Origin of the sequence: Pseudarthrobacter sp. P1 (assembly GCF_050156935.1) — a bacterium.
Classification (GTDB): Bacteria; Actinomycetota; Actinomycetes; order Actinomycetales; family Micrococcaceae; genus Specibacter.
In genome coordinates this window covers 968,446-990,155 of the sequence record NZ_CP189584.1, presented here as the reverse complement: position 1 = coordinate 990,155, position 21,710 = coordinate 968,446, and the positions used below count along the sequence as shown (strand labels likewise).

Sequence of the window (21,710 nt, the reverse complement as noted above, 5' to 3'; positions counted from 1 at the left end):
CAAGTGCCTAATTGTTCCTGGCCGCGGTCTTTTGCTTGAGCAGCAGCAGCTTTTCATCGATCGGGCCGTGCGAGCTGGCACGCTGGACGCGGAAGTGCTCCGCGGCCTCGTCCTGGCGTTCCTGCTCGATCCCGCTGGCAATGCTGGCGCGCAGGTGCTCCGGGCCGTAGCCAAAGGCGTCCACCAGGTCCAGCGCGTGCGGGCGGAGCTTGGTGAGCAGCCGGTTGATGTATTCGCCCACGGTGCGGGCCCGCTGCATGGAAATGCGGCCGTTCATCAGGTACCAGGCCAGATGCTTCTCGACCAGGCCCAGGCCAAAGAGGTCGCGCAGCCAGGTCATCACCTTCAGCGTGCCGGCATCCTCGATGGAGCCCAGGGCCTCCGTGAATGCCTCCCACTGGAGGAGTTCCGCGTGGGCCGTGGCCGCCTCGATGAGTTCGTGCTGGTGGGCGTTGAACAATGCCGCGCCCTGGGCCTTGGGCAGCTTGCCGGCATCCTTCAGGGCCCCGCCCGCCTCGGCCACCATGGCCTGCACCCGTTCGGTGAGCAGGGAGCGCTGGCCATCCTCGTCGCGCAGGGCCAGCACCGATTTCTGCACCGAGCCGGTGTCTGCCACGAACTGGGCCACCTGGCGCAGGCCGGTCTTGTGCAGGGTCAGCTCCGCCGCCTGGTTGACCGCGAAGCGGGCCAGCACGCCGAAGTCCATGGTGCGGAATTCCTTGGCATAGTCGGCCAGCAGCCGCTTGGCCACCAGCTGGAGCAGCACAGTGTTGTCGCCCTCGAACGTGGCGTAGACGTCCAGATCGGCGCGCAGCGAGGTGAGGCGGTTCTCGGCGATGAAACCGGCGCCGCCGCAGGCCTCGCGGCATTCCTGCAACGTCTCCAGGGCATGCCAGGTGGACAGCGGCTTCAGCGCGGCGGCCAATGTTTCCAGATCCTCGCGGTCGGCGTCGGTGTCGTGTGCCCCGGAGAACACGTCGTCGAACTTGGCCAGCAGCTGCTCATGCGCAAAGGAGGCAGCGTAGGTGGTGGCCAGGCGCGGGAACAGCCGGCGCTGGTGGCGCTGGTAGTCCAGCAGCACCACCTCCTCGGTGTCGGAGGCGCCGTTGAACTGGCGGCGCTCTGTGGCGTACTGGATGGCAATCTTCAGGGCCACCTTGGAGGCGGCGACGGCGGCGCCGTCCAGCGACACCCGGCCCTGGACCAGCGTGCCCAGCATGGTGAAGAAGCGCCGGCCGGGGCTGGCGATGAGGGAGGAGTAGGTGCCGTCGACGGCGACATTTCCGTAGCGGTTGAGCAGATTGGTGCGCGGGATCCGCACATTGGAAAAGTGCAGCCGGCCGTTGTCGATGCCGTTCAGGCCACCCTTGACGCCGTCGTCCACGCCGCCGACGCCGGGCAGGAACTCCTTGGTCGCCGGATCGCGCAGCGGGACGTAGAAGGCGTGCACCCCGTGGTTGACGCCCTTGGTGACCAGCTGGGCGAAGACGACGGCGGCCAGCCCGTCCACGGCGGCGTTGCCGATGAACTCCTTCCAGGCCGCACGGAACGGGGTGTGGATGGTGAATTCCTGCGTGACGGCATCGTAGATGGCGGTGGTGGCAATGGAGGCGACATCGGAACCGTGGCCGATCTCGGTCATGGCGAAGCAGCCCGGGATCGCCAGGCTCATGATCCCCGGCAGCCATTTGTCCTGGTGCTCGGCCGTGCCCAGGTGCATCACTGCGGAACCAAAGAGTCCCCACTGCACGCCGGCCTTGATTTGCACGGAGGGATCGGCGGTGACAAGTTCCTCGAAGCCTGCCACATTGCCGCCGTGGTCGTCCGAGCCGCCCAGTCGGGCCGGGAAGGCGCGGTGCACGGCATGGTTTTCCACCAGCAGGCCCAGCTGGCCGAAGGCACGCTTGCGGTGTTCGGTGTGCGCCAGGCCCTCAATCTTGTGCAGCTCGGGCATGGCGGCGAGCGAGCGTGCATGCCGGCGGGCATCGGCCCAGCGGCCCAGCAGCAGCTCACCCAGGGCGGCGACGTCAACGCTGCCGGCTGCGTTGCCGGTGGCCGGTGCGGATGAAAGTACGTCAGTCATGTCATTCCTTCGAGGGTGTTCGGGGATGGATTCTCTGGTGCGCGACGGTGCTGGACAGTGCGGGGGACTGCGGTGGAGCTAGGCCATGTCGGGAGCGATGCCGGCGAACAGCCAGCTGGTGATCTGTTCGGCCAGCACGGTGTGGTCGGGTTTGCCCGGGCCCTCCGGGGCGGCGAGCCAGAGCTCGCCGGCGCTGCGGACCAGGCCCAGCGCCGCCGTCGGCCAATACCCCAGCAGGTGCGGGCCGGCGGTGCCGACATGGGTGCGGATGGTGTCGGCCATCATGGTGGCGACGGCGTCGAAAAAGTGCCCTAGCGGTCCGCTGGCCGGGCCAACCGCGGCGTCGCCGGCATGGCTGGCGGTGGCGAACGCGTAGACGTTGGGCGAGGTCTGGGCCATCTGCAGGTAGGCGTCAACCATGTTGAACAGGCCTTGGCGTGGCGTGCCGGCCGTCTGCGCCGCCGCGAGCACCTTTTGCTGCAGGTGGGCAATCGCCATCTCGCCGACGGCCCGCTGGAGCCCTGCCTTGTCGCCGAAGTAGCGGTAGAAAACGGATTTGGATGTGCCCGCGGCCGTGGCAATGTCCTCCATGGAGGCATCGGCGCCGAGCTGGTGCACGGCGTGGCGCGCGGTGCGGATCAGCTCCCGGCGGCGTTCACCGCGGTGGGCCTCCCAGCGCACCGAGCGTCCGTCCACGCCGGAGGCGGCAAGGGCGGCTTCGGGCGTGGACTGCTGCGTGTCAACGTTGTTCACGATACCCAGCGTATCAGGTACGATTGGTATTAGTAATGTCGGTCACACCCTAGGAGTCCGCGAGCATGACTGCCACCCCCGCCCAGCAACACGCATCCGCCCCGCGCCCCGTTCGCCCCGCCGTCATCGTCGGCGGCAACCGGATCCCGTTTGCCCGGGCCGGCGGCGCCTATGCGAAGGCCTCCAACCAGGACATGCTGACGGCCGCCCTGGACGGCCTTGTGGCCCGCTTTGGCCTGGCGGACGAACTGATCGGCGAGGTGGCCGCCGGTGCCGTGCTCAAGCACTCCCGCGACTTCAACCTGACCCGCGAGGCCGTCCTGGGGTCCGCGCTGGCCCCGCAGACGCCCGCCTACGATCTGCAGCAGGCCTGCGCGACAGGGCTGGAGACGGTGCTCGGGCTGGCGAACAAGATCAAGCTCGGCCAGATCGACTCCGCCATTGCCGGCGGTGTGGACTCCGCCTCGGACGCGCCGATCGCCGTCAGCGAGGGCCTCCGGGAGATCCTGCTGGACCTCAACCGGGCCAAGACACTGGGCCAGAAGCTCGCCATCCTGGCCCGGATCCGCCCCAAGGACCTGGCCCCCGACGCTCCGAACACCGCGGAGCCGCGCACCGGACTCTCCATGGGCGAACACCAGGCGCTGACCACCGCCCAATGGCACATCGGCCGCCAGGCACAGGATGAACTGGCGCTGGCCAGCCACCAGAACCTGGCCGCGGCCTATGCCCGCGGCTTCTTCGATGACCTGATGACGCCGTACCGCGGGCTGGCGAAGGACGCCAACCTGCGCGCTGACACCTCGCTGGTGAAGCTGTCCACGCTGGCGCCGGTGTTCGGCAAGAGCCTGGGCGCCGAGGCCACCATGACGGCCGGCAACTCCACCCCGCTGACCGACGGCGCCGCCACGGTGCTGCTGGCCTCGGAGGAATGGGCCACCGCGCACGATCTGCCCATGCTGGCCAACGTGGTGGATGGCGAGGCCGCCGCCGTGGACTTTGTGCACGGCAAGGACGGGCTGCTGATGGCCCCCGTGTTCGCCGTGCCGCGCCTGCTGGCCCGCAACGGGCTGACGCTGGACGACTTCGACTTCTTTGAGATCCACGAGGCCTTCGCCGGAACGGTGCTCTCCACCCTGGCCGCCTGGGAGGACGCGGACTTCGGCCGGACACGGCTGGGCCTGGACGGTGCCTTCGGCAGCATCGACCGCAGCAAGCTGAACGTGAATGGCTCCTCGCTGGCCGCCGGCCACCCGTTTGCCGCCACGGGCGGGCGCCTGGTGGCCACGCTGGCCAAGATGCTCGCGGAGAAGGGCCCCACGGACACCCGCCCGGCCCGCGGCCTGATTTCCGTCTGCGCCGCGGGCGGGCAGGGCGTTGTTGCCATCCTGGAAGGGCGCTAGGACCGTGGCCGCACCACAGGCTGACAAGTACACCCAATTCGTCTCCCGCGGCGTGGGCAAGGACCTGGCCAAGCGTCTGGGCCTGCCCCAGCCGGCCCTCCTGCGCCGGTTCGACCCCACCGCACCGCTGCTCACCGGGCCGGTGCTGGTGGAGGGCTCCACCCCCGGGGCCGATGCGCTGGCCACCGCCCTGCTGGGCTGGGGGCTGGATGTGCGCCGGCACGCGACGCCGAAGGAGAAGCTGGCGGCCATCGTGCTGGTGCTGGACGCCATCGGTGATCCCGGCGAGTTTTCCGTCCCGGTGCGCTCCGTGGGTGCCTCGCTGCGGGACCTGTTGCCCAACGGACGCATCGTCACGCTGTCCCGGCCTGCCGCGGCGGAGCTGGAACCGGCATTGGCCGCGGCCCGGCACGGCGTGGACGGCTTTGTCCGATCGCTGGCCAAGGAGCTGCGCGCCGGGGCCACCGCCAACGGCATTCTGCTGGCCGACGGCGTGGAGCCCGATGCCGCCAGCGCCCTGGCCGCGCTGCGCTTCTTCCTCTCCGGCCGGTCCGCCTTTGTGGATGGCCAATTCCTCACGGCGGGCGCGCCCGGGGGCGGCGGACCCGTCGACTGGGCCCGTCCGCTCACCGGCCGGGTGGCCGTGGTGACGGGTGCCGCGCGCGGCATCGGCGCTGCCATTGCCCGCACGCTGGCCCGCGACGGCGCCCAGGTGGTGGCCGTGGACGTGCCCGCCGCCGGGGACCACCTGGCCGCCGTCGCCAATGCCATCCACGGCACAGCGCTGCAGCTGGACATCACCGCCGCGGACGCCGGCGAGCGCATCCTGGAGCACGCCTTTGCCCGCCACGGCCGGCTGGACATTGTGGTGCACAACGCCGGCATCACCCGGGACAAGCTGCTGGCCAACATGGACGCCGGCCGCTGGGACGCCGTGCTGGCCGTCAACATCTCCTCCCAGCTGCGGATGAATGCGGCGTTCCTGGCCGACGCGCGCTTCCATGCGAAGCCGAAGATTGTCTCGGTGGCCTCCACCAGCGGGATCGCGGGCAACCGCGGCCAGACCAACTACGCCGCCTCCAAGGCCGGGGTGATTGGCATGGTCCGCGCCACGGCGGCGCTGCTGGCACCGTACGGTGGCACCATCAACGCCGTCGCACCCGGCTTCATCGAGACCGAGATGACAGCCAAGATCCCCTTCGCCACCCGCGAGGTGGCCCGCCGGCTCAACAGCCTGCAGCAGGGCGGCACGCCGGAGGACGTGGCCGAGGCCATCGCCTTCTTAGCCTCCGACGCCGCGGCCGGCATCAGCGGCAATGTGCTGCGCGTGTGCGGGCAGAACCTGGTGGGCCAGTGAGCGCTGATGACTACCAGCTGGCGGAGATGCCCTCGCTGGCCAAGCTGTACCTGCACGCCGCGGCCACCGCGGCCCGCACCCGGGTGCTCGGTTCCGTGCCGACTGTCGCCCTGCCGCCGCGCGCCACTCAAGTGCACGGCGTGCTGGCGGACGTGGCCAAGCTGACCCAATACCAGCACCTGCTCGGCAAACCGGCCCGCGACATCATGCCCTCGGGCTATCTGCATGCGCTGGCGTTCCCGGTGGCCATGAGCGTGATGGTCCGCGAGGACTTCCCGCTGCCCTTGCTGGGCATGATCCACCTGCGCAACCAGGTGGACCACCTGGCCGCCGTGCAGTTTTCCCAGCCGCTGTCCATTAGGTCCTGGGCCCGGAACCTGGCCGGGCACCGAGCCGGCACCACCGTGGAGCTGGTGGTGGAGATCCGGCCCGACGGCGCCACCGAGGTTCTGTGGCGCGGGGTGTCCACGTACCTGGCCAAGGGGATCTACCTGCCCGGGCTCGACAAGCCTGTTGCCGGCGGGGGCGTTCCCGATGAGGGTGGTCAGGGGCGCGAGGACTTCCTGGCGCCGGACCCCACCGGCATCTGGCAGCTGGGCGTCGACGCCGGGCGCGCCTACGCCGCGGTGTCCGGTGACTTCAACCCGATCCACCTGAGCGTGTTCAGTGCCAAGGCGCTGGGCATGCGCCGCTCCATTGCCCACGGCATGTACCTTTCCTCCCGGGTGCTGGGCGACGTCGGCAGCGCCAAGCCGGAGACGTTCAGCTGGGACATCAGCTTTGCGGCCCCGGTGTTCCTGCCGGCCCAGGTGGCGGTGCGGATCGCCGATGCCACGGACGCCGACGGTGCGTGGACGGCGTCGTCCTTTGTGGGTTGGAACCGGCGGACCGGGCGCAAGCACTTTTCGGGGACCGTGTCCGCCCTGCGGGGTTAGCCGTACCGGGCTGTGGTGGGCCGTATCATGGCTGGATGACGGCCCACCACAGCACCGATGCTTCCCTTTTGTCGTTCTACCACGCCCAGCAGCTGGACCTGGCGGACACCCTTGCGCACCACCGCGACGGCTTTCTCGGCAGCGATGATCCCGGCGTGCGGGCCTATCTGGACGGCAATTCGCTGGGCCGCCCGCTGGCTGCCAGTGCCGGACGCATTGCCCGGTTCATCACCGAGCAGTGGGGCGGGCGCCTGATCCGCGGCTGGGACGAGGGCTGGCTGGCGCTGCCGGGAGCCATTGGGGACGAGCTGGGCCGGGTGGCGCTCGGCGCGGCGCCGGGACAGACCACCATCGGTGATTCCACCACCGTGCTGATCTACAAGCTGGCCCGTGCCGCCGTCGCCGCCGCGCTCTCGGCCGACGCCGGGCGGACGGAAATCGTGCTGGACACCGAGAACTTCCCGACGGACAGGTTCATCCTGGAGGGCATCGCGGCCGAGTGCTCGATGACGCTGCGGTGGATCAGCCCCGACCCGGCGGCCGGCGTCACGCTGGCGGACCTTGAGGCGGCCCTCAGTGGGAAGACGGCGCTCGTGGTGCTCTCGCAGGTGGCCTACCGCTCGGGCTATCTGGCGGACATGGCAGCGCTGACGTCCGCCGCCCACCGTGCCGGCGCCCTCATCCTGTGGGACCTGTGCCACTCGGTGGGCTCGGTGCCCGTGGAACTGGATGCCTGCGGGGCCGACCTGGCGGTCGGATGCACCTACAAGTACCTCAACGGCGGCCCCGGCTCGCCGGCGTTCGCCTATGTCCGCGCCGAGCACCAGGGCGTGCTGCGCCAGCCGATCCAGGGCTGGCTGGGCACGGCTGACCCGTTTGGCATGGGGGAGGGCTACCAGCCTGCCGCGGGCATCCGTGCCTTCACCTCCGGCACGCCGCCGATCCTGGGCATGCTGGCCATGCAGGACACGATCGCCCTGCTGGCGGAGGTGGGCATGGCCGCCGTGCGGGCCAAGTCCGTGGCGCTGACGGAGTACGCCATCGCGTTGTATGACGGCGTGCTGGCCCCATTGGGTGTTGAACTTTCCTCCCCGCGTGATGCCGCGTGGCGGGGCGGCCACATCACGGTGGACCACCCCACCTTCCGCGAGGTCACGGCCACGCTCTGGGGGGATGGTGTGATTCCGGACTTCCGCAACCCCGACGGCATCAGGCTGGGGTTGTCCCCGCTGTCCACCTCCTTTGCCGAGGTGTGGCTGGGCGTCGACGCCATCCGGGCCGAGCTGGCCGGGTAGGCCCACCCGGCCCGCGGGCGCTGACTCGCGCCAAAGTGCTGGACTTGGTGCGGCGGGAGGCCCATACTGGCGGGTGACGCATGCCCGGCCCCGGATGCACGGAGTCCCAGGTGTGCGGCGGCATTCTGGACTCTTGAAAAAGAAACGGGTGCCACAAGCTCGGTGCGAGCATTGGAGGAGGCCGTGGTTCCATCCGCAGGCCAACATGCATCGGGTCCGATTGCGCCGCGGGCTGTCTTCGCCCGTGGGCCTTCCGTCCGGTTCAGGCATCCGGAACGCGCCTGCCTGCGCCCAACGCCGCCCGTCCTCCGTGGGGGCGTTCCATTCGATACGGCCCGCTGGCCAGGGCCGCGCTGTTCCTGAGCGAGGGAAAGCCATGCAGAAAATCCTCAAGTCACTTCTTGTCTTTGCCGTCGCCACGCTGTTCGCGGCCGCCGGCACCACCGCCGCCTCTGCGGCGGTTCCGCTGCCGCCGTCGGGCGCCAGCACGTATGTCATCGGCGGCGACCGGGCGGACCGCACGGCCTGGGCCGTCCAACTGCTCTTTGCCTCGCACGGCGCGGTGTACAGGTGCACCGGCGTGGCGATTGCCGATGCCTGGGTTCTGACGGCCAGGCATTGCGTCGCCGAGGCCACCACCATGGACGTCTACTACAGCAACAGCACCACCGAGCAGGGAACGCCCGTGCCGGCCGACCACCTCTATGCCTCATCCGCCGGGGATGTGGGGCTGATCCATCTCTCGGCGCCGCACGAATTGCGGCACTACCCCGACCTGGCCAGAAGCTATGAGCCCAGCGGTGACGACACCGGGCAGATCATGGGCTACGGGCTCAGGGCCAACCAACAGGCCGCCAAGGGCCTGTACGAGGCGGACGTTGCCGTCACCAACGTCTCCAACGATGCCTATGGTGGCCTGGCCATCCACATCTACGGCCTCTCCGGCGCCCCCAACCACGGCGATTCCGGCGGGCCGTTGATCGTTGACGGTGAAATCGTGGGCGTCTGCTCCACCGGCGATCTGTCCGATCCGGGCGCCGATACCGGTGCCGGATCAAACTATGCGAACCTGACCGGCAGCCGCGACTGGATCCGCACCCTCACCGGCGTCTGAGGTAGCGGTTGCCCGCAGGCACCCCGCGGTTGGATCCGCACTGAGTGGCCCCGGCGTCTGAGGTAGCGGTTGCCCGCAGGCACCCCGCGGTTGGATCCGCACTGAGTGGCCCCGGCGTCTGAGGTAGCGGTTGCCCGCAGGCACCCCGCGGTTGGATCCGCACTGAGTGGCCCGGCGTGGGCTGGATTCCGTCCGCACCCTGTGCGGCGTGATCCAGTCCACGCCTTATTTAGTTGTCCTAACCAACCAATTACCATATAGTTGTTGTAGGCAACAAATGAAAGGCCGTCATGTCCGTCCAGCAAGGCACCGCATCGGAACTGGTGCACAACATCTTTGACCTGAACCGGGCCATCCGTGTGGTGGTGGCCAACACAGACGCAACCAGCGACGTCGGCCTCGCCGTCGAGGGTGTGCTGCGCCTGGTCGGGGAGCGGGGCACCTGCCGCGCATCGGACATTGCCAGCATGCTGGGCATCGGCGCCTCCGCCCTGAGCCGCCATGTCTGCGACCTGACGGGCCTGGGCATGATTGATCGCCGGCCCGATCCCGCGGACGGCCGGGCCCAGCTGCTGTCCCTCGCGCCGAAGGGGCAGGAGTACCTGGCCGCCGCCGGAGCGCGCCGGGCACGGACACTGGAGCGCATGCTGGCCGGTTGGAGCGAAACCGAGGCCGCCGAGGCCGCCGCCACCCTTGCAAAGCTGTCCCACGCCTTCCGCACGAACCACGCCGGCATCCCGGCCGCAACCGCACCCACCGCCCCAGCCGCAGGAGCCGCCCAATGAGCGCCAAGTCCACCACCGATGCAAAGCCCGGGGCGGTGGCCGCCTCCGCCGCGGCACCGATGACCCACCGGCAGATCCTGGAGGCCCTGACCGGCCTCCTGGCGGCATTCTTCACAGCCATCCTCTCCAGCACCATCGTGGCCAACGCGCTGCCCACCATCATGAGCGATCTGCACGGCTCCCAGACGGACTTCGCCTGGGTCATCACCGCGGCCCTGCTGGCCAATGCGGCCACCACGCCCATCTGGGGCAAACTGTCCGACCTCTTTGACAAGAAGCTGCTGGTCCAGCTGAGCATCGTCATCTTCGTGGCAGGTTCCGTGCTGGCGGGCCTGTCGGAGAATATGCCGACGCTGCTCACCGCCCGCGTCATTCAGGGTGTGGCCATGGGTGGTCTGACGGCCCTGGCCCAGGCCATCATCGGCACCATCATTCCGCCGCGGGACCGCGGCAAGTACTCCGGCTACATGGGCGCGGTCATGGCCGTGGGCACCGCCGGCGGCCCGCTGCTGGGCGGATTCATTGTGGACAGCCCGCTGGGCTGGCGTTGGACCTTCTACGTCTGCGTTCCGCTGGCCGTGGTGTCGCTGATCCTGCTGCAGGTCACCCTTAAGCTGCCGCACGTGCGCCGCCCCGCCAAGGTGGACTGGGCCGGCTCGATCCTGCTCACCGCCGGTGTCAGCCTGCTGCTGATCTGGGTCTCCTTTGCCGGCAAGGCCGGGTACTACGACTGGATCTCCGGCACCTCGGCCCTCATGGTGGGCGGCGCCGTCGTGCTGCTCGCCGGGCTCATCTGGGTGGAGACCAAGGTGTCCCAGCCGATCATCCCGCTGAAGATCATCCGCCAGCGCACCACGGCCCTGGCCATCCTGGCCTCCGTGGCCGTGGGCATCGCGATGTTCGCCTCCTCCACCTTCCTGGGCCAGTACTTCCAGGTCGCCCGTGGTGCCACTCCCACAGAGGCGGGTCTGCTGACGCTGCCCATGATCGCCGGGAACCTGGCCGGTTCCGTGGTGTCGGGCATCCTGGTCAGCCGCTTCGGCAAGTGGAAGCGCTTCCTGGTTGGCGGTGCCATCCTGCTGATCCTGGGTCTGGGCTTCGCCGGCACCATGGACCACCAGACCTCCCTGGCGCTGGTGGGCGTGTACACGTTCGTCTTCGGCCTGGGGCTGGGCATGATGATGCAAAACCTCGTGCTGGCCGTGCAGAACACCGTGGCGGCCAAGGACATTGGCTCCGCCAGCGGCTCCGTGGCGTTCTTCCGCACCGTCGGTGGCGCCGCCGGCGTGTCGGTGCTTGGTGCCCTGATGGGAACGCATGTCACCTCGCTGATCACCGATGGCTTGGCGGCCGCCCATGTGCCGGTCAGCGGCTCGGGCAACAGTGCCGGCTCGCTGGACATCGCCTCCATGCCCGCGCCGATCGCCATGATCGTGCGGGCAGCCTACGGCGACGGTGCTGCCATGATCTTCCTGGTCTCCGCCATCATTTCCGTGGTGGCGCTGGTTGCGGTGCTGTTCATCAAGGAGATCCCGCTGCGCCGCACCATTGACGTAGTGCCGGTCGCGGCGGCCAAGGCCGACGGCGGTGCGCCGGAGTCCGCCGGGGCAGACGCCTCCGCGGCGGCGGGAACCGGAGACCGTGCGGCCGCGGAGGATGGCGGCCTGGACGACGGCGTGCCGCGGGAGTCCGTGGGCCAGCGCGCCTAGCGCCTGCCAGTTGTTGGAAGGGGTGTCCGCCGGTGCGGACGCCCCTTCCTTGCGTCCGGGCTGTGCCGGGCCGGACGTGCGTCCGGTGGCTGCCCGCCGGTGGCCACCGCTGGAGCCGGAGATCCCGTGCCGGTGGGAACTTGGGTGCCGGTGTCCGTGCCATGGCCTGGCGCCCGGTGCCGGCCATGGTTCATGGCCGACGACCGGGCGTGGTTCAGGCCCCGGTGGGTCCGTAGCGGTGCTCGGGGCGCCCGGTGCTGCCGTAGCGCAGGTTTATTTCCACGGCGCCGTCGTCGGCCAGGGTGGACAGATAGCGCTGGGCGGTGGCGTGAGAGACGCCCACCCGGGTGGCGACCTCGGCGGCGGACTGCGGTTCGACCCCGGCCAGGGCGGCCAGCACGGCGGCCTCGGTGGCGCTGCGGGTCCGGCCCGTGGCCGCGGCGTCCACTGGATGCAGTGCCGACAGGGCCCGTTCCACGACGTCCTGGGTCACGCCCATGTGGCCGGGAAGCAGCCGGCGGTAGCGGGCATAGGCCCGCAGCCGTGCCGCCAGCACAGTGGGCCCGAAGGGTTTGATCAGGTAGCCGATGGCCCCGCGGCGCACGGCCCGGCGGATGGAATCGGCGTCGGCGGCGGCCGTGAGCATCATGACGTCCACATCCAGGCTGCGGAGCAGATCCAGCCCCAGGGCGTCGGGCAGGTAGACGTCCAACAGCACCAAATCCGGCTGCTGGGCGTGCACCGCCTGAAGCGCCAGCGCTGCCGTGCCCACCGGCGCCAGGGCCCGGAAGCCGGGGACCTGGTCCACATAGCTGGCATGCAGCCGTCCGACGTGGAAATCGTCGTCCACAATCAGGACTGTGAGATCACTCGACACTGGGTTCCTCCTGGGATTCCATGGGTTCGACAACGTCGGGAAGCCGGGCGCAGAAGACGGCGCCGGGGCCGCCGAGAGATCCGGATGCGGCCACCCAGATGTCCCCGCCGCGGCGCCGGGCCACCGAGCGGACCAGGGGCAACCCCAACCCCCTGCCGTGCACGGGTCCGACGGGCTGCTCCGGGGCGGGCAAGGGCAGTGCTGGAGCGGCGCCGGACGCCGCAGCGATGCCACCAGGGCTGCCGTGCCGGTCCGCCGGGACGGCACCGCCGGTGGCACCTGCGACGACGGCGCCACCGCTGCCGGGTCCGCCGCCGGTGGGCGCTAGGCCGTCGCCGGAATCGGCCACCACCACGTGGAGCGTGCCGCCGTCGGCGGTGTACTCGTCCAGCAGCTCGATCTCGACCCAGCGGTCCGCCGCGGAGCCCTGCACTGCGGCGCGGACGGCGTTGTCCAGCAGATTGCCGATCACCGTGGTGGCGTCCTGCGGGTCCGTCACCCGGCCGCGCAGCAGAGTTTCGGGCCCGATGCGCAGTGCGACTCCGCGCTCCTGGGCCTCCATGCTCTTGGCGCCGATGAATGCCTGCAGGTAGGGGTCGCGGAGCAGTGCAGCACCCTCGGCCGGGTATTGCAGCGGGCCCTGCTCCATCAGCGTGTGGACGTAGCTGGTGGCCTCGGCGTATTCACCCAGCCCCAGCAGACCCGAGACGGTGTGCAGCCGGTTGGCGAATTCGTGCCGCTGGACGCGCAGCGCGGAGGACAAGGCACCGACGGCGTCCAGCTGGCGGGTCAGCGAGGCCAGTTCGGTGCGGTCGCGCAGCATGACCACCCAGCCCAGAATGCGGCCGGGGGCGGCGGGTTTGCGGCTGGGTTGGACCGCACGGGCGGAGACGATGAGGATCCGCGGACCCACCAGGGCCTCCATGGGACCGGATTCCGGCGTGGCCCGGGCCAGCACCTGAGCCAACACGGGCGCCAGGCTGGCCGGAACCGGCGCCATGGCAAGTTCACTGCCCACGATCTCGGTGTTGATCTCCAGGCCGAGCAGCCGTTTGGCCTCGCGGTTGAAGACGGTGATCCGATGGCCGGCGGAAATGCCGATGACGCCCTCGTCCACGCCGCGCAGCACCGCCTCCTGGTCCTGGCTGAGCGTGGCCATCTCCTCCGGTTCCAGGCCCAGGGTGAGGGATTTGAGCCGCCGGCCCAGCAGATAGGAGGCCAGGGCGCCGAGCGCGAGGGCCACGGCCGCGGTGCCGAGCACGGGGAGGATGTTGCCGGCCAGGCTGTCGAGCACGTCCTGGCTGGAGAAGCCTACGCTGACCTCGCCCACCACGGTGCCGGTGCCCGGCGCATACACGGGCACCTTGGCCCGGGCCGAGTGGCCCAGCGTGCCCTGCTCCTGCGAGGTGGATTCGACGCCGGCGAGGGCGCTGCTGGGATCCGTACTCACCATCTGGCCCAGCAATGCCGGGTTCGGGTGGGCCAGGCGCAGGCCCTGCTCGTCCGTGATGACCACGAACAGCGAGTCCGTGCGGACACGGACTTGCTCGGCGGCCGCCTGCAGCGCTCCGCCGGCCAGCTTCTCTGCCGTGAGCTCGCTGGGCGGGGCGGCGGCGAGCGCGGCGGTCTGGGCGCGCACCTCGGCGGAGGCTGCCACGGAGCGGGCGACGGCGAGCGCGGAGTGTTCGGCCTCGGTGCCCAGCCGCTGGTAGGTCAGCGTGCCGAAGACGGCGGCGCAGAGGGCCACCACCACGCCCAGCACGGCCAGTTGGGAGAGCAGGATGCGGGCGCTGAAGCTCAGCAGCGGCGTGTTCCGCCGTGGGGCCACGATGCCCTCCAAAGACTGTGGGTTTTATGCGCAAAAGCTGCGCAATAAGCAGTATGCACCTCAACCGGCCGAAAGCGCCAACGGTGATCCGCGCCACTATATGGTCTGTGGGGTCGGTCACAACGATGGGCCGTCCCTGTATGAAGGAGAAACTCGTGTTGGTAGTCCTTGGATTTGCCATGATCGCGGTGTTTATGGCGTTGATCATGACCAAGAAGCTCACGCCGGTGCTGGCCTTGATCATTGTGCCGACCGTTTTTGGCCTCTTCGCCGGTGCCGGTCTGGGTTTGGGCGACATGGTCCTGGCGTCGATGAAGTCGCTCACGTCCACCGCGGCCCTGTTGATGTTCGCCATCGTTTTCTTTGGGCTGATGATCGACGTCGGCCTGTTCGACCCGCTGGTGAAGTTCATTTTGCGCACGCTCGGCAATGACCCGGCGAAGGTGGTGCTGGGCACCGCGGTGCTGGCCGCCGTCGTCTCGCTGGATGGTGACGGTTCCACCACGTTTATTCTCACGACGGCCGCCATGCTGCCGATCTACCTGCGGTTGGGCCTGAGCCCCGTGGTGCTGACGTGCGTGGCGGGCCTGGCGAACGGCACCATGAACATTGTGCCGTGGGGCGGGCCCACCGCCCGCGCCGCCGCGGCGCTGAAGGTCTCGCCCAGCGATGTGTTTGTGCCGATGATCCCGTCGCTGCTGGCCGGCATGGCCACCGTGCTGCTGTTCGCCTGGTTCCTGGGGCTGCGCGAGCGCCGCCGGCTGGCCGGGCTGGCCGGTTCGGCCGATTCCCGCTTCTGGGGAACGGGCGACGGCGGTGCGGCCGCCGGCTCCGTGGCCGGCGGCGCCACGGGGTCCGGCCCGCGCGGCGGCCGGGCGACCGATGGTGGGGGCACTGGCGGAGGCGTGGCTGTGCTGGATGCCCCGGTGCTGGTGGACCTCAAAGATGCGGCCATGGCCGATTCCGCGCTGGATCCCCACCGGTCCACCCTGCGCCCCAAGCTGTTCTGGTTCAACCTTGCCCTGACGGTTGCCGTCATGGTGGTCCTGGTCCTGGACGTCGTTCCGCTGGCATATGTGTTCATGGTGGGCGCCGCGGTGGCCCTGGTGGTCAACTTCCCCCGAGTGAAGGACCAGGCCGCGCAGCTGGTGGCCCATGCGCCCTCGATCATGGCAGTGGTGTCCATGGTGATGGCCGCCGGCGTGCTGACCGGCGTGCTCAGCGGCACCGGCATGGTGGATGCCATGTCCGCCTGGTGAGCATCATCCCCGCCAGCATGGGCCCGTTCATGGCCGTGATCACCGGGCTGCTGAGCATCCCGATGACGTTCTTCATGAGCAATGACGCCTTCTACTTCGGTGTACTGCCCGTCCTGAGCGAAACCGCCAGCCACTACGGCATCGGCGCGGCCGAGATGGCCCGGGCGTCCATCGCCGGCCAGCCGGTGCATATGCAGAGCCCGCTGGTGCCGGCCATCCTGCTTTTGGTCTCGCTGGCCAAGGTGGAGCTGGGCGACCATCACAAGAAGGTCCTGTGGCGCGCGCTGGTGGTGGCCCTGGTGATGCTGGCCGTGGGCATCGTGCTGGGTGCCATTCCCTGGGGCTAGAACCCAAATTCGAATATATGTTCGAAAACTGAAAAGCGGTGCCTTTGGGTGCCCCGCGGGTTAGGATCGGCGCACACGCCGGAACCGACCCGCAGGGGGACCCATGGGCACCGCTTCTTTGCCTGGCACCGCATCCACTGCGGCCGGAGAGGCTGGCATGTCCGCCAGGGACCGGCGCTTTGCCGGCACCACGGTGGTGGTGACGGGCGCCGGAAGCGGTATCGGCGCCCAGACGGTGCGGCGTTTCGCGGCCGAGGGCGCCGCCGTCGTGGTGGCCGACATCAACGTGCCGGCCGCCCAGGCGGTGGCGGCATCGATTCCGGGTGCGCTCGCCGTGGAGGTGGACGTCACCCGCCGCAGCTCGCTGAAGGCTATGGTGACCGCCACCGAAATGGAATTTGGCGGCATCGACGTCCTGATCAACAATGCCCTCTCCTGCAGTGAGTCCCCGTTCCTGGCTATGGGCGACGCGGAGATCCTCCAGGACTTCGCGGTGAACGCGATGGGACCGTTCATGGCTTGCCAGGAGGCCATCCCCGCCATGGTGGCCCGGGGAGGCGGGGTGATCCTCAATGTGGCCTCGGTCAACGCCCTGGCGTCCTTCGGCAATGTGGCCTATTCGGCGGCCAAGGCCGCGCTCATCAGCCTGACCCATTCCATTGCCTTCGAGTTTGGCGGCCAGGGGATCAGATGCAATGCAGTGGCACCGGGCACGGTGGACACCGAGCATTGGGCGCCGCGCCTGGCCCGGGACCCACACCTCTTTGAACGGGCGGCCCGCTGGTACCCCACAGGCCGGGTAGGGAACACCGACGACATTGCCAATGCCCTGCTGTTCCTGGCCTCCAGCGAGGCGGCCTGGATCAACGGCGCCACCCTGCCGGTGGAGGGCGGTCTGTTGAGCGGCAACCTGGGTTTAAGCAGGGAACTGGCCGGAGACGATGAACCGCAGTGAGCTGCGCCCCGTCTTACCCAGTGTGCGGCCATTCCACACCGCGCTCGCCAAGACATAAGGACACGCTCATGAACAAGCACAGTTGGCCCACCCTCGCGGTGCTGGCCCTGGCCGTAGCCGCGCTCGCCGGCTGCTCGTCGTCCACCCCGGCCGCCACCGCGCCGGGAACCACGGCGGCCCCCGGCACCAGCTCCGCCGCCCCGTCCACGCCCGCCGGCAGTTCGGCGGCGGCCGTGCTCAAGGCGGCAACCTCGACGCTGGGCAAGATCGTGGTCGACGCCGTGGGGAAGACCGTCTACTACTTCGACAAGGACACCGCCGGATCGGGCAAGAGCGCCTGCAGCGGCGGCTGCGCGGCCGTCTGGCCCGCCGTCGTCGCCACCTCCGCCACTCCGGCCGTGGATGGCGTCACGGGCACGGTCGGCACCATCACCCGTGACGACGGCACCAAGCAAGTCACCATCAACGGCCTGCCCGTCTACACCTACACCCCCGATGCCAAACCCGGCGACGTCACGGGCCAGGGCTTCGGCGGCATCTGGTGGGTCATCAGCCCCGATGGGGACAAGGTGACAGGGAACGGCGCAACCAACACCGGCTACTAAAACCCCTGTCTCAGGGAGTCGCCCGCAGGAGCGTGGAGGAATCCGCGCTCCTGCGGATGTCCACATGGGCAATGGCCGACACCGGAAGGCTTGTCGTTGCCGTGGGCGAGACAGTGCTGCCGGGGGATGCGCTCCAGCTGGCCACAGTAGACTCGGCCCCATCTCGGGCCACCACCACCAGCACATAGTAGGCCGAGCCGCCGGGCTGCTCGTAGTCCGCCGCCCCCGGGGCATAGGAGCACTCCCAGGAGATGCCCGTCCCCCAGGGGAGCGGCACCAATGAGCCAACGGCCGTAATGGGCCCCGGAGCCTGGGCCGAAAAGGCCAAGGCCACCGTTCCGGGAGAGGCCGTGGCACTCTGCCCGGCCGACGGCGGCGCGGCGCCGACCACCGCGGCGGTCACCCCCGCCGTACCGGCCGCAAGCGCAATCCCCGCGGCCGCCGCCACGCCCCCCCACCAGGCGCGCCGCCGTCGGACCCTCCCCGCGAGCGCGGCATACGCCGGCACAGGGGAGGGAGGCAGAGCCTCCGACGGCTCCGGGACCAGTGAAAGCAAAGCCCCCACGCCCGACAGGCCCGCGAGCTGGCCCCGGCACTGCGCACAAGCGGCAACATGGGCCTCATACTCGCGCCGCTCCGAAGGGACAAGCGCCCCCAGGACATAGGCAGCATCCCACTGGGCGTAGGGGTCGCCACCCGGAAATGGCGCATCCACTACTGGCTCACCCCTCTCTCCTGCAAGGCCAGGCGCAAAGCCCTCAGCCCATAGTGCAAACGCGACTTCACCGTACCCGGCGGAATGCCCAAGGCCGCAGCCATCCCGGCGGTGTCCTGGCCCCCGTAGTAGGCAAGCCGGATCACCTCGCGGTGCTCGGCCGAAAGCGCCTCCAGCGCATCGGCGACCAACCAGGCATCCAGCACCCGGTCCGTGGCATCGGCCGTAGGGGACTCCGGCACCTCATCCGTCCCAATCTCCATCCGGTGCCGCGCACTGCGCCAATCATCAATCACCAGATTGCGGGCCACCGTAAACAACCACGCCCGCACCGCAGGCTCCGGACGCTCCAGCACGGACGGGTTGCGCCAGGCCCGCAACAGCGTCTCCTGCACCACATCCTCGGCAAACGCCCTGTCACTGGTCAACCGCGTGACAAAGCGCCACAACACCGCGGCATAGTCCGCGTGCAGCGCTCGCAGGGCCTCCTGCTGTGACGGGTGCATGCCCACCTCCTACGCCTTAGACGAAGGGGAAGCCGGTATGGTTCACCCATAGGTGAACCGCACGGGCACCCACCACGTAGTTGAGGCTAACAGCACCATCATGGCACTACCCGGGAGAGAGACATGGACTACGAGCTCAACGGCCTGCCCCTGCACATCCTGCTGGTGCACGCAGTGGTAGTGATCGTCCCACTGGCCGCACTCTGCACCGCGCTCGCGGTCCTCTGGCCGGCCGCACGCCGCCGGCTCGGCCTGCTGTCACCCCTGGCCGCCATCGCGGCGCTCGCACTGGTCTACATCGCCCAACAGGCAGGGGAATGGCTCCTGCTCAGGGTAGGCCAGACGCCGGCCATCGCCCACCACGCCGCCCTCGGCCGCGACCTCACACCCTGGGCCTGGGGACTGGCTGGCGCAGGCATCCTCACCTGGCTCTGGCACAAACTCAACCTCGGCACCACTCTCACCCGGCGGATCGGCACCACCGCCGCCCGCGTGCTCACCGCGCTCGCGGTTGTGGTGGTGCTGTTTGCCTGTGCCGGGATGGTGGTCGAGGTGGTGCTGGTGGGCGACGCCGGCTCGCGGGCCATCTGGCAGGGCAGCTACAGTCCGACGCCGGTGCACCGGTAGGCACCGGGCGGGCTCGTCCATGGCCAGGCCCATCTGCAGGGGCGGCCACGCCGGGCCGCTCCCTGTTCCACGAATCGCATAGGCCGGATGAGGGGTGCGCGTCTCCACCGCGCGACCTTCTCATGCCAGGGTGCCGTTGCTAAGATTCACAGAGACAGCATCCTTCCGCATGGGGGAAGCGGGACAAGCCGTTTGCGGCTGACTTGAACGCCGCCAACGAGTTTCTCTACAACGGAGTTTTGGATTGGAAGCCCATGCCCGGAACCTGCAACCCAACGAAAGTTTTCGGTCCACCACCGCCGCGTGCCGCCGCGGGGCCGCCCACCAGAGTCCGCTCGCACGAAGATGTTCCCCTCTCCCGTCGCCTGGGACAAGGGGGCCCGTGATGGCCGGGTGGAACGCCGAGAACGGTGCAGGATCCGCCGGCGCGGGGGCCGTGACCCTTTTGGCCGGCACATCCTTTTGCATCTCCGCCGCCAATGGGGACATGGAGCCGGCGCGCCCGCACGGCGTCTTCTTCCGGGACACCCGGTTTGTGTCCGGCTGGACGCTGGCCATCAATGGCAGCCCCGTCGAATCACTGGGCAACACGACCACCGACCCGTTTCGGGCCAACTTCATCGGACGTGCCGCGCGCACCGACGGTCTGGCCGACAGCCACCTGCTGATCGAACGCCGCAGAAGCCTGTACGGGGGAGTTCGGGAGGAACTGACAGTTAGAAACTATTCCGGCGGAACCGCCCAATGTTCGGTCGCACTGACCGTCCGGGCGGACTTTGCCGACCTCTTCGAAGTCAAGGACGGCCGGACGCGCCACGAGTTGGGGCATACCGCCCGCCACGACGGCGACCTGCTGGTCATTGAGTCAGCGCGGCAGGGCCAGCATCGGATGGTCACCATCGCGGCTCCCGGCGCCACCATCGATTCCCACACGATCACCTACCAGGTCGACATCGCCCCACAAGGGTACTGGTCTGCCACCCTCACCATCACGCCAAGCATTGATGGGATCGGTCCCGAGGCGGACATCCCGGCCTCCGAACGTGTACTGTCGGCCGCCCTTCCGGAAGAACGGCTGTTGGCGTGGCAAAGCCACGTCCCCACGGCGAAACTCGCCAACGACGCCGTCGCGAAGGTCCTCCAGCAGAGCCGGGAGGACCTGGGCTCGCTGCGGATCTTTGATCCCGACCATCCCGGCCGGGTGGTGGTCGCCGCAGGGTCCCCATGGTTCATGGCGCTGTTCGGGCGTGATTCATTGCTCACCTCCTTCATGACCCTGCCGTTGGATCCGTCATTGGCACTGGGAACGCTGCAGACGCTGGCCGATCGGCAGGGGCGGGAAGTTAACCCGCGCAGTGAAGAGGAACCGGGCCGGATCCTGCATGAGGTCCGGTTCGGGGCGAGCACCGGTCTGGCGCTGGGCGGCGGAAGCGCCTACTACGGGTCGGTCGATGCCACACCCCTGTTTGTCACCCTCGCCGGGGAGCTGACCCGCTGGGGATTCCAGTCCGACGTCACCAGATCCCTCCTTCCGGCCGTGGACCGGGCCCTGGACTGGATACGCGACTATGGCGACGCCGACGGTGATGGCTTCGTGGAGTATGCCCGCGCCACCGACCACGGTCTGATCAACCAGGGCTGGAAGGACTCGTGGGACGGGATCAACTTCGCCGACGGAACGATGGCTGCGGCGCCCATTGCCTTGTGTGAGGTCCAGGGCTACGTGTACACCGCGTATCTGAGCCGCGCGTTGATGGCCCAGGACGCCGGCGATGCGGATCTGGCAGCGCAGTGGGGGGCGCGGGCGGCTGCCTTAAAGGAAGAATTCAACGAGCGGTTTTGGCTGCCGGAACGGGGTTATTTTGCCATCGCGCTGGACCGGAACAAGCAGCCCGTGGACTCGTGTGCATCCAATATGGGCCACTGCCTCTGGAGCGGCATCGTCGACGACGACAAGGCCGCCTTGGTCGCGGAACGGCTGATGTCCAAGGAGATGTTCACCGGTTGGGGCGTGCGGACGCTGGCTTCGAACATGGCGGCCTACAACCCGGCGAGCTACCACAACGGGTCGGTCTGGCCGCATGACAATGCGCTGATCGCCGGCGGCCTCAGGCACTATGGCTTTGTGGGCGCGGCGCAGCGGATCGCCACCGGACTCCTGGATGCGGCCGAGGCATTCGGCGGGCGGCTGCCGGAGCTCTTTTGCGGCCTGGACAGGACCGCGTATCCCGTGCCGGTTCCGTACCCGGCCTCGTGCTCTCCGCAGGCATGGGCCGCCGCTACTCCGATTCATCTGATGCGCATCCTCCTTGGCTTTGATCCCTGCCTGTCCCACGGCGGACTCTGGTTGGCCCCGAAACTGCCGGCCGGATTTGGTGACGTCAGGATAGGGAACATTCTCTTGGCCGGGTCACGGATTTCCGTTGAGGTTTCCGGCGGCAGCGTCGTGGTCGGGGGCCTGCCGGACAGCATTGGACTTCATCTGGGGACCCGCAAACCGTTGTCGGATCTGCTTGACGTGCACCGCGTCGGTGCCGGACAACAACAGGAGGATTAG

At 69.1% G+C, this 21,710-nt stretch carries 16 protein-coding genes and 3 pseudogenes; 12 read left to right on the top strand and 7 right to left on the bottom strand.

Annotated elements, in window-relative coordinates:
• Window positions 1-7: 7 nt before the first annotated feature.
• A complete protein-coding gene (locus ACQCSX_RS04695; protein WP_427017914.1) occupies window positions 8-2,083 on the bottom strand; it encodes an acyl-CoA dehydrogenase in 2,076 nt (691 codons plus the stop codon).
• Between the two features lie 78 nt (window positions 2,084-2,161).
• Window positions 2,162-2,836, bottom strand: coding sequence for a TetR/AcrR family transcriptional regulator (locus tag ACQCSX_RS04690; protein ID WP_427017913.1), 675 nt, complete (start codon window positions 2,834-2,836; stop codon window positions 2,162-2,164).
• 65 nt (window positions 2,837-2,901) lie between these two features.
• On the opposite strand from ACQCSX_RS04690, the gene ACQCSX_RS04685 reads away from it, so the two are divergent.
• From ACQCSX_RS04685 to ACQCSX_RS04655, 7 genes and pseudogenes are all read left to right on the top strand, one after another.
• Window positions 2,902-4,239 carry an acetyl-CoA C-acetyltransferase gene (locus tag ACQCSX_RS04685; protein ID WP_427017912.1) on the top strand — a complete coding sequence of 446 codons (1,338 nt, stop codon included), beginning with the start codon at window positions 2,902-2,904 and terminating at the stop codon, window positions 4,237-4,239.
• 4 nt (window positions 4,240-4,243) lie between these two features.
• Entirely contained in the window at window positions 4,244-5,596 is a 1,353-nt protein-coding gene (locus ACQCSX_RS04680) for a 3-oxoacyl-ACP reductase (RefSeq protein WP_427017911.1), read from the top strand.
• Window positions 5,597-5,622: 26 nt separating this feature from the next.
• Window positions 5,623-6,531 (top strand): MaoC family dehydratase, encoded by a 909-nt coding sequence (locus ACQCSX_RS04675; protein ID WP_427018967.1) that lies wholly within the window; start codon window positions 5,623-5,625, stop codon window positions 6,529-6,531.
• 35 nt (window positions 6,532-6,566) lie between these two features.
• Window positions 6,567-7,826 carry a kynureninase gene (locus tag ACQCSX_RS04670; protein WP_427017910.1) on the top strand — a complete coding sequence of 420 codons (1,260 nt, stop codon included), beginning with the start codon at window positions 6,567-6,569 and terminating at the stop codon, window positions 7,824-7,826.
• A 376-nt stretch (window positions 7,827-8,202) separates the two neighbouring features.
• Window positions 8,203-8,940: a S1 family peptidase gene (locus tag ACQCSX_RS04665; protein WP_427017909.1), complete on the top strand. Its 738-nt coding sequence runs from the start codon at window positions 8,203-8,205 to the stop codon at window positions 8,938-8,940.
• Window positions 8,941-9,230: 290 nt separating this feature from the next.
• Window positions 9,231-9,725, top strand: coding sequence for a MarR family winged helix-turn-helix transcriptional regulator (locus tag ACQCSX_RS04660; protein WP_427017908.1), 495 nt, complete (start codon window positions 9,231-9,233; stop codon window positions 9,723-9,725).
• Window positions 9,722-11,368: pseudogene (locus tag ACQCSX_RS04655) on the top strand (MFS transporter); the annotation flags it as partial. The gene ACQCSX_RS04660 and the pseudogene ACQCSX_RS04655, both read left to right, overlap by 4 nt.
• A 280-nt stretch (window positions 11,369-11,648) precedes the next feature.
• Here ACQCSX_RS04655 and ACQCSX_RS04650 read toward each other — a convergent pair.
• Window positions 11,649-12,311: a response regulator gene (locus ACQCSX_RS04650; RefSeq protein WP_427017907.1), complete on the bottom strand. Its 663-nt coding sequence runs from the start codon at window positions 12,309-12,311 to the stop codon at window positions 11,649-11,651.
• Window positions 12,301-14,139 carry a Spo0B domain-containing protein gene (locus ACQCSX_RS04645; RefSeq protein WP_427017906.1) on the bottom strand — a complete coding sequence of 613 codons (1,839 nt, stop codon included), beginning with the start codon at window positions 14,137-14,139 and terminating at the stop codon, window positions 12,301-12,303. The genes ACQCSX_RS04650 and ACQCSX_RS04645 overlap by 11 nt, the downstream gene beginning before the upstream one ends.
• 155 nt (window positions 14,140-14,294) lie before the next feature.
• On the opposite strand from ACQCSX_RS04645, the pseudogene ACQCSX_RS04640 reads away from it, so the two are divergent.
• The 3 genes and pseudogenes from ACQCSX_RS04640 to ACQCSX_RS04630 all read left to right on the top strand — a co-directional run bounded on the left by ACQCSX_RS04640 (window position 14,295) and on the right by ACQCSX_RS04630 (window position 17,305).
• Window positions 14,295-15,745 (top strand): annotated as a pseudogene (locus ACQCSX_RS04640) (CitMHS family transporter).
• A 157-nt stretch (window positions 15,746-15,902) separates the two neighbouring features.
• On the top strand, window positions 15,903-16,700 hold the full coding sequence (locus tag ACQCSX_RS04635; RefSeq protein ID WP_427017905.1) for an SDR family NAD(P)-dependent oxidoreductase: 798 nt from the start codon (window positions 15,903-15,905) through the stop codon (window positions 16,698-16,700).
• A gap of 68 nt (window positions 16,701-16,768) precedes the next feature.
• Window positions 16,769-17,305: a COG4315 family predicted lipoprotein gene (locus ACQCSX_RS04630; RefSeq protein ID WP_427017904.1), complete on the top strand. Its 537-nt coding sequence runs from the start codon at window positions 16,769-16,771 to the stop codon at window positions 17,303-17,305.
• Between the two features lie 10 nt (window positions 17,306-17,315).
• Here ACQCSX_RS04630 and ACQCSX_RS04625 read toward each other — a convergent pair whose 3' ends face one another.
• The 3 genes and pseudogenes from ACQCSX_RS04625 to ACQCSX_RS04615 form a co-directional block, all read right to left on the bottom strand.
• Entirely contained in the window at window positions 17,316-17,753 is a 438-nt protein-coding gene (locus ACQCSX_RS04625; protein ID WP_427019125.1) for a hypothetical protein, read from the bottom strand.
• A gap of 153 nt (window positions 17,754-17,906) precedes the next feature.
• A pseudogene (locus tag ACQCSX_RS04620) lies at window positions 17,907-18,020 on the bottom strand (hypothetical protein); the annotation flags it as partial.
• Window positions 18,020-18,526 carry a sigma-70 family RNA polymerase sigma factor gene (locus tag ACQCSX_RS04615; RefSeq protein ID WP_427017903.1) on the bottom strand — a complete coding sequence of 169 codons (507 nt, stop codon included), beginning with the start codon at window positions 18,524-18,526 and terminating at the stop codon, window positions 18,020-18,022. The gene ACQCSX_RS04615 and the pseudogene ACQCSX_RS04620, both read right to left, overlap by 1 nt.
• 123 nt (window positions 18,527-18,649) lie before the next feature.
• Between ACQCSX_RS04615 and ACQCSX_RS04610 the strand changes: the two genes are divergently transcribed.
• Together ACQCSX_RS04610 and ACQCSX_RS04605 are read left to right on the top strand one after the other, a co-directional pair.
• Entirely contained in the window at window positions 18,650-19,153 is a 504-nt protein-coding gene (locus tag ACQCSX_RS04610; protein ID WP_427017902.1) for a hypothetical protein, read from the top strand.
• Window positions 19,154-19,397: 244 nt separating this feature from the next.
• Window positions 19,398-21,710 (top strand): glycogen debranching N-terminal domain-containing protein, encoded by a 2,313-nt coding sequence (locus ACQCSX_RS04605; protein ID WP_427017901.1) that lies wholly within the window; start codon window positions 19,398-19,400, stop codon window positions 21,708-21,710.